10 protein-coding genes are annotated in these 14147 nt (G+C 61.5%); 6 read left to right on the forward strand and 4 right to left on the reverse strand.

Annotated features, from left to right (window positions below; all coding sequences use genetic code 11):
* The first annotated feature begins 252 nt into the window (after positions 1 to 252).
* Positions 253 to 2085, forward strand: a complete 1833-nt coding sequence (locus RHPLAN_RS03275; protein ID WP_068013801.1) for a cobaltochelatase CobT-related protein — start codon at positions 253 to 255, stop codon at positions 2083 to 2085.
* Between the two features lie 48 nt (positions 2086 to 2133).
* Here RHPLAN_RS03275 and RHPLAN_RS03280 read toward each other — a convergent pair whose 3' ends face one another.
* Positions 2134 to 4203 (reverse strand): S9 family peptidase, encoded by a 2070-nt coding sequence (locus RHPLAN_RS03280; RefSeq protein WP_068030490.1) that lies wholly within the window; start codon positions 4201 to 4203, stop codon positions 2134 to 2136.
* Positions 4204 to 4615: 412 nt separating this feature from the next.
* Complete coding sequence (locus RHPLAN_RS38995; protein ID WP_157100031.1) at positions 4616 to 4789, reverse strand: hypothetical protein; 174 nt, start codon at positions 4787 to 4789, stop codon at positions 4616 to 4618.
* Positions 4790 to 5608: 819 nt separating this feature from the next.
* Here RHPLAN_RS38995 and RHPLAN_RS03285 point away from each other — a divergent pair.
* Both RHPLAN_RS03285 and RHPLAN_RS03290 read left to right on the forward strand, forming a co-directional pair.
* Positions 5609 to 6580, forward strand: coding sequence for a Bug family tripartite tricarboxylate transporter substrate binding protein (locus RHPLAN_RS03285; RefSeq protein ID WP_084244229.1), 972 nt, complete (start codon positions 5609 to 5611; stop codon positions 6578 to 6580).
* A 31-nt stretch (positions 6581 to 6611) separates the two neighbouring features.
* Positions 6612 to 7913 carry an LLM class flavin-dependent oxidoreductase gene (locus RHPLAN_RS03290; protein WP_237180037.1) on the forward strand — a complete coding sequence of 434 codons (1302 nt, stop codon included), beginning with the start codon at positions 6612 to 6614 and terminating at the stop codon, positions 7911 to 7913.
* An 18-nt stretch (positions 7914 to 7931) separates the two neighbouring features.
* On the opposite strand, the gene RHPLAN_RS03295 is transcribed toward RHPLAN_RS03290, so the two are convergent.
* Positions 7932 to 8597 (reverse strand): formyltransferase family protein, encoded by a 666-nt coding sequence (locus RHPLAN_RS03295; RefSeq protein WP_068013807.1) that lies wholly within the window; start codon positions 8595 to 8597, stop codon positions 7932 to 7934.
* Positions 8598 to 8680: 83 nt separating this feature from the next.
* Positions 8681 to 10069 (reverse strand): hypothetical protein, encoded by a 1389-nt coding sequence (locus tag RHPLAN_RS03300; protein WP_157100032.1) that lies wholly within the window; start codon positions 10067 to 10069, stop codon positions 8681 to 8683.
* 566 nt (positions 10070 to 10635) lie between these two features.
* On the opposite strand from RHPLAN_RS03300, the gene RHPLAN_RS03305 reads away from it, so the two are divergent.
* The 3 genes from RHPLAN_RS03305 to fliD all read left to right on the forward strand — a co-directional run bounded on the left by RHPLAN_RS03305 (position 10636) and on the right by fliD (position 14091).
* On the forward strand, positions 10636 to 11328 hold the full coding sequence (locus RHPLAN_RS03305; RefSeq protein ID WP_068013812.1) for an RNA polymerase sigma factor: 693 nt from the start codon (positions 10636 to 10638) through the stop codon (positions 11326 to 11328).
* Positions 11329 to 11465: 137 nt separating this feature from the next.
* The gene (locus RHPLAN_RS03310; protein ID WP_068013814.1) at positions 11466 to 12290 is read left to right on the forward strand and encodes a flagellin; all 825 of its coding nucleotides are present in this window, start codon (positions 11466 to 11468) and stop codon (positions 12288 to 12290) included.
* An 82-nt stretch (positions 12291 to 12372) separates the two neighbouring features.
* On the forward strand, positions 12373 to 14091 hold the full coding sequence (gene fliD / locus RHPLAN_RS03315; protein ID WP_068013816.1) for a flagellar filament capping protein FliD: 1719 nt from the start codon (positions 12373 to 12375) through the stop codon (positions 14089 to 14091).
* Positions 14092 to 14147 lie beyond the last annotated feature (56 nt).

The following is a 14147-nucleotide window of genomic DNA, read 5'->3' on the forward strand; positions in this document are numbered from 1 at the left end:
CTCGCGGTTACCGCGGAGAACGTTGGCTCCCAGTTCCTCTCGCTCCGCCAGTCTCTTTAAGAACCGTATTCTCTGGAGCCCAGCGGAGGCGCGTTCTGTCGCGCCCAGGTACCAAAAAGGTACCACTTGGCGCAGTCGATGCCCTCAACGACCTGAAGGCGTAGGTTCGAATCCTATTCCCACAACCAAGGTTGAATTTTGATGCGCGCTTATATTCAAGGATATGTTTGAAAGGAAAATCTAAGGTCACTTATGCTTGGCGTTGTCAGAACAGCCTCCCTCGTCGATCCGGAACATCTGGTAAGGCTCCAAGCCCGGCTTATCGGGAAGAGAAAAAACGTCGCTATAGGAACGCTGCCTGCGATCCCCTGGGACCCGAAGGCTGCCCCGGCTTTGCGCGGTTTGTACGATTTGCGAGCGATCGCGCTGCGCTTTTTGGACGCTGAATTTGCTGCGGCAATCAGGCCTGTCCATGCAGAGCCGGGTTGCATGTTTGATGCCGGTATCGATGCGATCGGCTATGCGGCCTTCGCTTTAAGCGAATACCGCCAGTACCCTGGCATCCAGAACAATTTAAACGCATTGCAAGACTACCTGACCAAAACGCCCGACCTGCTGATCGAGCAGTATGATTTGTCTGCCTTCCTCATTGTTCTGCGTGCTGCGCGCGAAGCCATCCCTGAGCTGGCCGCGCGGACATCGGCGCTGGAGCCTCTGCTGAAGGAAGATCGCATTTTTCAACTATCCAAGAAAATGCCGTCTGAATATTCAAAGCTGCTTCGCCGCCTTTACAACAACAGGGGAGAGCTTGGTGCGCTCTTCAAAAAGCTTGATCGCAAGAGCCTTGGCGACGTGAATGTCGAATTGAATGAAGTGGTGGCGGCGCTTTTTCCGCTTCTTCAGCAGGAGCCTGATGAGGTTAGGCAAGGTTATCGGGCATTGGCCGATAGAATTCGCTCGACATCCGGAGGGGCGGAAGGCGAGCACCAGGTTGTTGCTGATAAACAGGTCGTCAAAAAGCGTAAGCAGCCGGCATCGCGCCACAAGTATGTGATGCGCACCGATCTTGGTTATTACCTGCCTGCGGCGGCCGCAATCACCGACCGTGTGACGCGGCCCGATCAATTTGTGTCGTACCCCAAGGTCCCCGACACGATCAAAGTCCAGTATGCACGGTGTGCAAGAGAGCACGTTAAGGCGCAAAAGATTTGGGATGGCTATGCCAAGGAAACTTGGGCGGCAAAGTCCACCATGCGTTGGCAGATCGTGGAGGAGGGCGGAAGCAGGCCGGTAAGTCTGGAGCGGATGATCATGGATCCCCTCGGACAGCCGCTGGAAATGAAGCTGGTTGAAGAAGCGCTGGAAGAGAGAAAAGCAGAAGCCGCGTTTATGATCAATCTGTCGGCCTCGATGCAAGAGAACGACCGTTACAAGCTGGGCTTTATGCTCGCTGATCGTTTTAGCGAGCTTTTAACCCGCGGCGATATTCCAAGCGAAATCGTTGGCCATACGACGATCGGCAAAGATGTCAGGAACGTTGTCGGGCGTAACCGCGCGATGCTTTACCTGCTCTTCAAAGAGCGCAACGAGCCATACTCGATCCACACACGGCAACGTCTGTGTTGCCTGCTTGATACTGCGATGCATCGCCAAAGTTACGATGGTGAAGCTTTGCTTACGGTTTATAGGCGGCTTTTGAAAAGCCCGGCCCAGCATAAGCTGCTCTTCGTTGGAACCGATGGCGGCTTCAGCGGGATGTATATGAGCAGGCGTGGCAAACCGGATCGCTACATCACCACCGACTACTTCCGCGATATCGTTGCGCTGATCGAGAGGGAGAAGAAGGTAGAGCTTATCGGTGTGCCGCTGATGGCTGATGTGAATGGCGTTTTCAAACGCTTTGTCCGCCTGGATTCCATGCAAGATATTTATACGAAGCTCAGCCCCACGATTTTAGACCTGCTGCGTAGCTTTAACCGGGGTGAGGGCGAGGCTGCCCGCGACCGGCAGGCGCGCATGGTTGCGCATCGCCGGGCCAGGATTCCGGATAGGGGCGTCAAGCAACTCGCTGAGCTCACAACCTGAAGGTCGGCGGTTCAAATCCGTCCGATCTTGAACGGGAACCCTGAAAGTTCAGACGGGCATCTCTGCCCGTACGTGCTCGATCAGGAAAGCGTATTCCTCGGCGGCTTCCTCAAGGGCGACATAGCGGCCTGATTTACCGCCATGGCCGGCGCCCATATTCGTCTTGAGTAGAAGCAGATTTTTGTCAGTTTTGGTGGCGCGCAGCTTCGCCACCCACTTCGCCGGCTCCCAATACGTCACGCGAGGGTCGCTGAGCCCGGCCGTCACCAGCATCGGCGGGTAAGCCTGCGCAGTCACGTTGTCGTAAGGGCTATAGCTGCGGATCAATTCGAACGCGGCCTTATCCTCGATCGGATTGCCCCATTCGGTCCATTCGCCGGGCGTCAGCGGCAGCGTGCCGTCAAGCATGGTGTTGAGCACATCGACAAACGGCACGTGCGCAGCGATGGCCCCGTAAAGCTCCGGCGCCTGGTTGACGATCGCGCCCATCAGTTCGCCGCCGGCCGAGCCGCCCGCCGCGGTGACGCGGCCCGGAGACGAGAAGTGCTGCGCAATCAGAAAGCGCGTGACGTCGACGAAATCGTTGAACGTGTTGGTACGCTTTGTGAGCTTGCCGTCGAGATACCAGCGATAGCCGAGATCGTCGCCGCCGCGGATGTGTGCGATGGCGCAGGCGAAGCCGCGATCCATGAGCGACAGCCGGTTGGTCGAGAAGCCAGGCGGCACGGCATAGCCATAGGCGCCGTAGCCCCCGATGTGCAGAGGCCGCGAGCCGTCCTTCACGAAATCCTTGCGATAGACCACTGACACCGGAATGAGCGTGCCGTCGCGCGCCGGCGCCATCAGCCGCTCGGTCGAATACTGTGACGCATCGTAGCCGGAGGGAATCTCCCGCACCTTCAGCGTCTCCAACCGCGCTTGCCCGATGTGATAGTTATAGACGGTGCTGGGCGTGACCATCGACTCGTAGCCGATGCGCAGTGTGTCGATGCGATATTCCGGATTGGAGCCGAGCCCAGCGACGAAGCTCGACTCCGGAAACGCGACGTAGCGCTCTGCGCTGTTGCCGTAATCGCGGAGCCGGATCTGCGACAGCCCGTCGATGCGCTCCTCGATCACCAGATGGTTCTGAAAGCTGGTGATCGATCGGATGTAGTGGCGGTCGCTGCCTGCGATCAACTCGGTCCAGTCGCCGGGTTTTGACACGGGCGCGGTGACCACCCGGAAGTTCGGATGTGTGTCGTTGACGCGAATGAACAGTGTGCCCTCGCGCTCATCGACGTCGTACTGCCGGTCGGTCTTGCGCGGCGACACAAGGACGGGCCGAGCTCCGAAGTCCTGAAGGGGCAGGAGCCGCACTTCAGTGGTCGAGTGATCGCCCGTGGAGATGACCGCGAAGGCCCGCGACTGCGATCGGCTGATCGACACACCGAACTTTTCGTCGGGCTCACGATAGAGCGCTTGGTCCGCCGATTGCGGATCGCCGAGCCGGTGGTGCCAAGCCGTCTTCGAGCGCCAGTTCTCGTCGGCGTCGGTATAGAGGAAGCTTTTGGAGTCCGCTGCCCAGACCAGGCTGTAGCGCCAGCCCTCGATCACGTCGGGCAGATCCGCGCCGGTTTCGAGATCGCGCACCTTCAGCACAAAGCGCTCGGAGCCGTTGGTGTCCACCGCGTATGTGATAAGGCGGCCGTCCGGACTCACCGTGCAGCCGCCGAGCCGGAAATACGGGTGCCCCTCTGCAAGCTTCGGCTCGTCGAGGATTACGGCATCGGCGCCGCCTTCGGCCGGCCGCCGGTACCACTTGCGATACTCCGCGCCGGGCTCGAACGCAGTCCAATAGACGAACGCGCCATCCTTCTGTGGGACGGTGGCATCGTTATCCTTCACCCGGCCTTTCATCTCGGCGAACAGCGTGTCGATAAGCTTCTTATGCGGTCGCATCGCAGCTTCGAAATAGGCATTTTCCGCATTGAGATAGCTGAGCACCTCGGGATTCGTGACCCGCGGGTAGCCGGGATCGCGGAGCCAAGCATACGGATCCTCGATCGTGAGGCCGTGATGCGTGACGAGATGCGCCTTACGTGGCGCGACAGGGATATCGGAATTTTCGGCTGTCATGGTCATGTGATTGAGGAAAATGAAGACCAGTATTCTGCAAGTCGCAAGAGCTCACGAACCACGTCATATCCTCCTCCCGGCTATCCGGCTATTTCCACTTGGGAGCTTGCCCGATCTGGGGCTTTTGCGCCCAGCGGCTACTAACGGGTAGCCCGGCTGGCGTGAATATCTGCCGAACAAAATGACGCACAGACGGCGCCCCAGCCCCTGACTGCTCGATGTCAGATTAAGGGCCTAGCGCCCGGTTCGGTCACATAGCTCACCATCGGTCCGCGGCGGCGCATCCGTATGGATCAGCGTTGGTCCGGCGAGTAGACTTGAGGCGAGCCGCAGGCGTTACGAGCTCCTCATCCACAGTGGTGAGAGTTATCCACGGGTGACCTGGATGCACCTGCGGCTCACAGATGCTCGCTCACATCTGCGGCTTGTCCGTGTCCGGCGGCATCGGATCATGCAACGGCCGGTCCTCTTGCGGATGACTGGGCGGCTCGCGCTCCGGCTGAACGTCGGGCTGCGGATATTCGATGGGTCGCTTGCTCGGCTCGGCAGGATTTGGCGTCGGTGGCGTGATTGGTTCTTTTGCCATGCGGTCCAACGCGGCGATGAATGCTTACGTTCCCGCCACAGAGCGTCACCTGATCCCGCTGGTCTTCCGGCATCTCAAACGCGACGGCGGTGTCGCCTGGCCTGCCGGCGATCGACAGCGAGTGAGCCTTGTTCGGACAATCCAAGCGGGCGATCTTCGGTACCCGGCTACATTTACCGTGAACGCGTGAAGTTCGCCGCTTAGGCCCACAATAAGGTAGTGATGTCGCGGATCGCGCTCGGCAAAGCCGAAGGGTTTGAGGAACATGCCATTCGTTCATATGGTTAGCGCCTGGCTCGCGGGCTTCGGTTTCGCGTTGGCGATGTTCCTGTTTGCCCTCTGGATTGAATCCCGTTGCCTCGATGAGGGCTATGACGATCCGCGAGAGTGGTACGGAAACTAGAAGTCCGAATTTGTTAATTCCGTAAAGCACATCGCGCCGACATCACCGCTGGCCAGCGGCCACAGGCGGCATCCTTCGACATGCGCCTTGATGTGACGAAGTTGCCTGCATAGGCTTCCGCCGATGGGCCTTGCGAACATCCGAATGAACGGCGTGCGCTCCCTCGCTGTTTTTTGCGAGAATTGCCGACACAACGCGGTCGTGAATGTCGACGCGTGCCCTGGCCGTCATGTTTGCTCGGACACTCAGCTATCTAAAAAGCGAAATCGTCGGGAAATCCCTGCTGGCACGCTACCTGCTATTCTCTTCGTTGGAGTGCGCGCTTCGGTCTTCGAATTGCAACACGGGTGGCTTGAAACCGCCGGCTCACCTCAAAAGGTGCCGGTGGCGCACCGAGGAAGGGCAGGGTGGGATCCATGAAATGGTCAATCGTTCTGGCGGTTGTCGCTTGCGCCGCAATGGCCGCCCCCGGTCATGCCGAGGATCGCTATCCATCGCGACCCGTGAAGCTGGTTTTGCCGCAGCCAGCCGGCGGCGCGGTCGATCTCATCGCGCGGGCCTTGGCCGATCGGCTTGCCGAGCAGGTGGGGCAGCCGTTCATTGTCGAGAATATGCCGGGGGCCAATGGCGGTCTTGCCGGCGGCAACGTCGCGCGCTCGCCAGCGGATGGCTATACGCTGATGCTCGCGGTCGATAGCAATCTCGTCATCAATCCGAGCCTCTATCGCACGCTGACCTACGATCCCTTCAAGGACTTCGTACCGATCAGCATCGTTGCGCGGCTGAACATGGTGCTGGTGGCCAATCCCAAGATTCCCGCCAACAGCGTCAAGGAGCTGATCTCGTATGCCAAGGCGCATCCCAACAAGCTCAACTACGCCGAGATCGGCATCGGCAGCGCCATGCACATGGGCATGGAGCAATTCAAATTCATGACCAAGACCGAGATCAACCGTGTTTCCTATCGCGGGACCGCTCCGGCGATCACCGACGTGGTCGCGGGGACGGTCGATCTGATGTTCACCGGTCCGCCTTCGGCGAAATCGATGTCGGAGGGCGGCAAGCTCAAGGTGCTGGCGGTGGCGTCACCGGAGCGGATTGCGCTGCTGCCCGGCGTGCCGACCGTCGCCGAAGCTGGCGTGCCGGGCTACACGATGGCGAGCTGGTTCGGTCTTCTGGCGCCTGCAAAAACTCCGACGACAATCGTGGAGCGTCTGTCCGCCGAGACCAAGACGGCGGTGAACAGCCAGGCCTTCAAGGATCGCATGAAGTCCGTGGGTCTCGAAATCGACGGCGGCACATCTGCGGCCATGCTCGAGACCATGCGGTCCGATACGCAGAGATGGGCCGAATTGATCAAGGCAACCGGCATCACAATCCCGCAATAGCTCGAGAATGGAAATGAAACCGGACAGGCAAATGAATCTCGGCGTCTACGCCGTGGGGACGGGGAACCACGTCTCCGGCTGGCGATTTCCGGGAGCGGCGACCAGCAGCGAGGACTTTGCGATTTTCAAGACCATCGCGGACTCGTGCGAACGGGGGAAACTTGACTTCCTGTTCGTTGGGGACAGCCTCGCTTTCGTGCCGGATCAGCACCCGGGCCAGATGCTGAGATTCGAACCGCTTACCCTGCACGCCGCGCTGGCGACGCAGACATCGCGCGTGGGGCTCGTCGCGACGTGCTCGACCACGTATTCGGCGCCGTACAACGTCGCCCGGATGTTTGCGTCACTGGATAAGTTGAGCCGCGGTCGCGCCGGATGGAACGTCGTGACCACAGGATTGCCCGCGGCGGCCGGAAACTTCGGCAGCGCCGAGCCGATGGACCACGCGCTGAGGTACGAGTCGGCCACGGAGTTTGTCGAAGTCGTCCAGGGGCTTTGGGACAGCTGGGAGGAAGGGGCCATCACCACCAACGTGGAAACGGGCGAGTATTTCGACAAGACAAAGGTGCATTCGCTCGACCACGTCGGTAAATTCTATTCGGTGCGCGGGCCGCTCAATCTGACACGCACGCCCCAAGGCCAGCCGGTCCTTGTGCAGGCGGGCGCTTCCGATGATGGCAAGAATTTTGCGTCACGATTCGCCGAAATGATTTTTTCATCCCAACTGGACAAGGAGCATGCCAAGGAATTCTACGCGACGATGAAGGCCAAGGTGGCCGAGCACGGCCGCAATCCGGATCACTGCAAGATCCTTCCCGGCTTCATGCCAATCGTTGGCCACAACGAGGAGGACGCGCGGAAGAAGCTTTCGGAGTTGATGCGCCTCGCCGTCCCGGAGGTCGCCTTGAAGATGATGTCGAGCCGGTTCGGGCACGACATGTCCGGGTTCGATCTGGATGGTCCGGTGCCGAATCTGCCGCTGTCGAATGACATCCAGACCCACGCAAAGGTCGCCTACGCAAAGGCCCTCAAGGACAACCTCACGCTGCGGGACATTTACAATCAGGTCGCCGTGGCCCGCGGTTATCTCTTTGCGTGCGGCGACGCGGCGATGGTCGCCGATGTCATGGAGGAATGGTTTGCCGAGCGCGCTTGCGACGGCTTCGTCCTGGTGCCGCCTTATTTTCCCGTCGCCTTCGATGAATTCATCGATGCGGTCGTGCCCGAGCTGCAAAAGCGCGGCATCTTTCGCCGGGAGTATTCAGGGTTCACGTTGCGCGACCATCTCGGCTTGCCGGAGCCGGCGAACCGGCATTCAAAGCGTGTACCCTAGTTCAGCAGGCGCCCAACGCTAGCCGGAGATACGGAACCGGAAGCCGTGAAGCTCGATGGTCGGAACGATGCCGCGAAACTGATCGTTGAAGGCGTGGATGCGGCGGCGCAACTCATCCGGCGAGACGCGGTCGTCGACCGTGCACATGGTCGCGTAGTCGCGGCGTGAGCTTTTCTTGCGGCTCCATTCGATGGACAGCGTCGGCAGCGGCTCCGCGCGGGTCGCGAGTTCCTTCGCCAGGCGCCACAGCAGATGGGCCAGACGGACATAGGCCATCTGCTCCAGTCCACGGACTGAGATTGCGTTCGGAACCTGGAAACCCTCGACGCCGACGATTTCGCCCTCGTCAACGCGTTCAGCCATCGCGTGAGCCGTGACGCCGAAGGCTGCCGCCCGTTCGTAGATCGCGAAATGCGCGGGCGCCCACCCCGGATATTCGGGCGGTCCCGGATGAAAGTTGTAGGCGCCGTAGCCTACGGCCTCGAGGATCTCTGGCGGCACGATTGTGCCGGACGTGAACGCAATCAGCCGCGATCGCTTCAGCAGCGCACGGTCGATCGCATGCAGGTCCGCAAGTGTCGTGGCCGGTGTGATCGACAGCGCGGGGTTGTGCTCCTTGAGCAGAAGACCGATGGCGAAGTGCTGTTGCGGCTGCGCCGCGAGAATGACGATGTTCTCAAACATTCCAGTTCCGTTGCTTGCTTCTGCTGTTCCGCTGCCGTTTTCGGCCCGCAGTCTCACGACCCGCCGCGCCAAGCGCCGCGGGTTTACTGGAGATAGGCGACGTCTTGGGCGGTCCGCGGCGGAATCCGGAAACGGCGTTGCTGCGGAACCGCTTCGATCTGCCGGCCAAGGTCGGAGAACATTGCGTTGTAGATGAAGCCGGTCGGCTCGATCACAACGACGCGCGCGCCGGCGTGCTCGGCCGCCGCGATCGCGGCGTTCACGTCTTCCTCCCAGCGGCACAGCGACAGCTCGATCTGACTGAAGCACGCAGGATCGTTGCGGAACGCCTTCGCGACGCGGCGCACTGCCGACGCAGAGGCTGCGGCTCCACTCGTCTGCACGTCGCGCAGCACCACCACCGCGGCTTCATGACCGGTCGATGCCGAACGAATAACGAGGTGGGCCTCCGGTGCGCCGGTGCGTCCCGCCCGGCGCGCGGTGCGCAGCATGTTCGGAAAGTCCCGAAGCGGATTGAGCTCCGTGGTGCACGTCCGCAGGCTGTGCCGGATCACCGACATGTCGAACGCTTCGCCGTCGTAAACGGAGTCGTGATAGCTGCGCGGCAGCCACAAGGTGCGCAGCGGAACCTGCGACGACACCAGGCTCCAGGCCTGGTCCAGAAGGTAGCCGCTGCCGATGGTCGGGCAGGCCTCGATCAGCCGCTCCCAGGTCTGCACCAGGACTTTGGCTTCCATCGTGTTGTTCAAGTAGAGGGTGCGCGGCGAGATCTCCCAGCCGCGCCAGCGATGGACCGCGACGTCGCATTCCACCTGTCGCAGTAGCGACGGTGTCCGGATGAAAACGGAGTCGTGCTCGACAAACAGGATCGGCCGGCCGGCGGTCTCTAGCGACCGGGCGATGAAGCGGATCTGCTGGCGGCTGCTCACGCCCTTGGGCAACTCGCCGCTGATCGGCTCGATGATGTGATCGAGGCCGAGTGCTTTCAACGAGCCGGCAAGCTGAGCTGCCGCCGCGGTGGCCTCAGCGGACGTCCGGTCGAAGCAGGACACGACCAGCGGCGCATTGTCGTCGCGGATCGGCGCCCAATCGCAGGAACCGGTGCCGCCCCACCAGAGGACATGCGGCTGTTCGGCGCCGGAGGCCGCGATGGTGCCGTAGCTGACAAGCTTCGACTTCAGCGAGTCGAAGAGTGGATTCTCACCGAACGGGATCACGACCACGCTGTTCAGCGGCAATGAGCGGCAGAACTGTTCGATCTGAGGTCCGGTGGGCGGCGTCGCGACGATAACGAGTCTTCGGTCGGCTTCGAGCGGACCGGGTGCGGTCCAGATCGCGGGTGTGCCGAGAATTCCGGCGAGCCACGCGACATGATCGGACTGCTTCGAGCTCAGCTGGAACGAATGCAGCGCGGAGACCGCGCCGGCCGTATCGGGTGAGGTTTCGGCCGGGTGAGCCTGCCTGAAGTCCATCGTGCGCCATTCCATGTGTTGCGATGGTACGGATGACGCGCAGAAATCAGGCGACGACGGCCTCGAATGGCGATGGAGTCGCGGAAGGCGCTGTGAGATTTTCCCTGACGAAAATTGCAGTTTGTTAACTTTCGGAAATGGAGCGCCCGGGTCTAGCCTTGGTGGAATGATTCGTGAGCGCGTAGCGGGCACTGCCGGGGCGACGGCCTGAGCCAGTCATCTACCGATTTCGGCTGCTGTTGTTGTGTCCTTGCCGGGCCGAAGCGTCGATCGCCGTTACCGCGTCCAGTCTGCAATCGCTCGATCTTCAGGATGCTGTCCCAATATTGCCGGCCAACGGGATGCCAACACCCGGGTCGCCCGCCTGCCGGCGGGCGGCACGGATGTGGCGTCTTTGAGTGCCTCTTTCTGTTGCAATCCGGTCGGCAAATATTGCCGCCCACCCGGCAATATTTTCCACTTAAGTATCTGAAAAATAACGAAAAAACGCCGCCTGAATTCTCCAGCCGTCCCGTTCAAGGAGGTGACGAAGGGTGCGGGGCCGCCCGCGAGGCTAGGAGTTGCTCATGACTTACGCGCTGGACGTCTGGGCGCCGGTCAAACTTGAAGACATCGCGTCTTCGATCGAAGCTCGTGTTGCTCGAACGACCGAGAAGCCCGTCGCGAGCTCGGAGCGGCCACAGCAGCCGTCAGCGGTGCATGACGATGATCAGCCGCTGCTCGACCGTCTGGCCTTAAGCGACGAAGCGGCATTCCGGGAGCTGGTGCAGCGGCACATCGACCGCGCGTTCGGGCTTGCGGTGCGCATCCTCGGCGGCAAGGCCGACGCCGAAGACGTCGTGCAGGATACGTTTCTGAAGGTCTGGACTCATCGCGGCGAGTGGCAGCACGGTCGCGCCAAGTTTTCGACCTGGCTGTACCGCGTCGTCACCAACCGTTGCATCGATCTTCGCCGCCGCCCGCGCACCGACGATGTCGATGCGATCCCGGAGCCGATGGATTCCCGGCCCGATGCGGTCTCGACGATGCATCGCCATCAGGTCAGCACGATTCTGGACGAAGCGATCAAGCGGCTGCCCGAGCAGCAGCGGATCGCTCTGATCCTTTCCTATCATGAGGACATGAGCAACGCCGACATCGCGGAGGTGATGGAGACGACCGTGTCGGCCGTCGAGTCGCTGCTCAAGCGCGGCCGTCAGCAGCTCCGGGCCATCCTGCGGGGCAACGAAGGCGACATCCGCCAGTCGTTTACCGACTGATAACCATACCGATGCGGCGCGACAAACGTCGCGCCAGAACTGCTGCGGCTGTCCGTTCAAGCGTTCGGACGGGGGATGTCTCACGTCACATGCATGTGCCGCGGCGCGGGGCGCCGCCCACCGGAGGGAGTAGTTCGATGCCAGTGATTTCCAACAACGCGGCGGCAAACTCGGCCGTCGCCTACCTCAACATGAATTCGGCCGCGGAGTCCGCGGCGATTCAGAAGATCGCCAGCGGCTCACGGATCACGCAAGCGTCCGACGACGCGGCCGGTCTCGCCATCTCGACCAGCATCTCGTCCGACATCACCACGCTGCAGCAGGCCGCCACCAACGCGTCGCAAGCCACCTCGATCCTGCAGACCGCCGACGGCGGCGCGGCCAACATCAGCAACATTCTCACCCGCATGAAGTCGCTCGCTTCGGAGTCGGCCTCGGGCACGGTCACCGACAGCAGCCGCGTCTACATCCAGGCGGAATTTTCGCAGCTCTCGAGCGAAATCGACAGCATCGCGTCGGGCACGTCTTACTCCGGCCAGAACCTGCTCGACGGCACCAGCGCCTTCGCGACCGGCGTCAACGTGCTGGTCGGCTCGAGCTCGGCCGACAGCGTCTCGGTCACGATCGCCAATCTGAGCGTTTCTTCGCTGGGCATCGGCTCGCTTGACGTGAGCACGGAATCCGGCGCGACCTCCGCCATGTCCACGCTGGACACCGCCATCAACACCGTCTCGGCGGCCCGCGCGACGATCGGCGCGCAGGAATCGCGTTTCAACTTCAGCGCCAACTCGATCTCGACCCAGACGCAGAACCTGCAGGGCGCCAACTCCGCCATCACCGACGTCGACGTCGCGCAGGAAGAGGCGACGCTCTCGTCGGCGATGGTGAAGACCCAGGCCGCGGTCTCCGCCGAAACCGCCGCCAACCAGATGCCGCAGTACCTTCTGAAACTGTTGGGTTGATCCGCTCAATGCTCCTGGATTGACCCACAGCGAGACGGGCCGGCCACACACCGGCCCGTCGTTCTTCCAAATGGGCCGATAAATGACTGTCAGCAGCGCAACGAATTCATCCTCCGCCGCAACGTCATCGGCTTCGACATCTTCGTCCTCCTCTTCTTCGAATACCGGGGGCTCAACAAGCCTCTCCAGCATCGATTGGAACGCGCTCATCCAGGCCGGCGTCCAGGCCAAGCTGCAGGCCGCAACGAGCATCCAGACCACGATCACCGCAAACCAGGCGAAGATCACGGCCTATCAGAAGATGCAGACGCTGCTCAGCGATTTGCAGACAGCCGCAGAGCCGTTCAGCACCTCGAACACCAGTTCGCTCGCGACCAGCGCCTTCAGCGCCCGAAGCGCCGCCATCACGGCGACGGGCAGCGTCGATCCGTCTTCGGCCGTCGCCATGACGGTCGACAACGGCGCGCCGAGCGGCACCTACACACTGACCATCTCGCAGGTCGCGCAGCCGCAGAAGGTGACGGGCACCGTCGTCGCCAGCCAGTCGTCGGATCTGGGCTACACCGGGACGTTCTCGATCGGCCTGAGCGGCGGCTCCTCGGTCAACATCGCCGTCAACACCAACATGTCGCTGCAGGACCTGGTGTCGGCGATCAACGCCCAGGAAACCACGACCAATGTGCAAGCCTCGGTGATCCAGGTGTCCAGCAGCCAGTTCGAGCTGGTGCTCAGTGCGACCCAGGACGGCGCCGATATCGCCACATCCTCGGTGTCGGGCGACGATGTGCTGACCAATCTGGGTGTCACGGACGGTTCCGGCAACTTCACCAACGAGGTCGAGAAGGCTCAGTCGGCGATCATCAGTCTCGACGGCATCACGATCACCCGCAACACCAACGACATCAGCGACGTCATCTCCAACACGACGATCCATCTCTACCAGCCGACGCCGAGCGGCTCGTCGTTGAACATCACCATCAGCCCGGACACCAGCCAGATCTCGACCGCGCTGCAGACGCTGGTCACCGACTACAACGCGTACCGCGACTACGTGACGTCGCAGCAGCAGACCGCCGGCGACGGCACCGCAGCCTCGGGAACGGTGCTGTTCGGCGACCCGACGATGAACGACATCATGAATCAGCTCGAGAACGCGATGAACACGACGGTCAACGGGCTTTCGCTCAGCGATCTCGGGTTGTCCTTCAACGGCAGCAACGACCTCGAGCTCGACACGACCACCCTGCAGACCGCGCTGACGGACAATCTTCCAGGCGTCGAGGCGCTGCTGGCCAGCCAGGCTGTTCCGTCGTCCACCGACCTGTCGACGATCGCGACGAACGGCACGGCGCCGAGCCAGTTCACCCTCGACGTGACGGTCGATGGCAGCGGCAACCTGACGTCCGCCTCGATTGGCGGCGACATGTCGCTTTTCACGGTCAGCGGCAACGCGATCATCGGCAATGCCGGGACGCCGTATTCCGGCATGGCGTTCGACTACACCGGAAGCACATCGCAATCGATCGTCGTGACGACGACCTCGGGCATTGCGTCGCTGCTGAGCAGCATCGCGAACACCGCCTCCGATCCGAGCACCGGCACGCTGCAAACGCTGGTTTCGAATCTTCAGACGGAAGACACGTCGTTGACGCAGCGGGTTTCAGATATCGAGTCCGACGCGTCGCAGTATCAGTCGCAGCTGCAGACGCAATACGCCCAGTATCAGGCGGCAATTCAGGCAGCGCAGAACACGCTGACCTATCTGACGGCGTTGTTGAATTCGAAGTCGAGTTCGAACTGATCGTTCGTAAGCGTGCCAGGAGTTGGGGCCCCAGGAGTCGGCATTCCAAAAGTTGG

This window comes from Rhodoplanes sp. Z2-YC6860, assembly GCF_001579845.1.
Taxonomy (GTDB): Bacteria; Pseudomonadota; Alphaproteobacteria; order Rhizobiales; family Xanthobacteraceae; genus Z2-YC6860.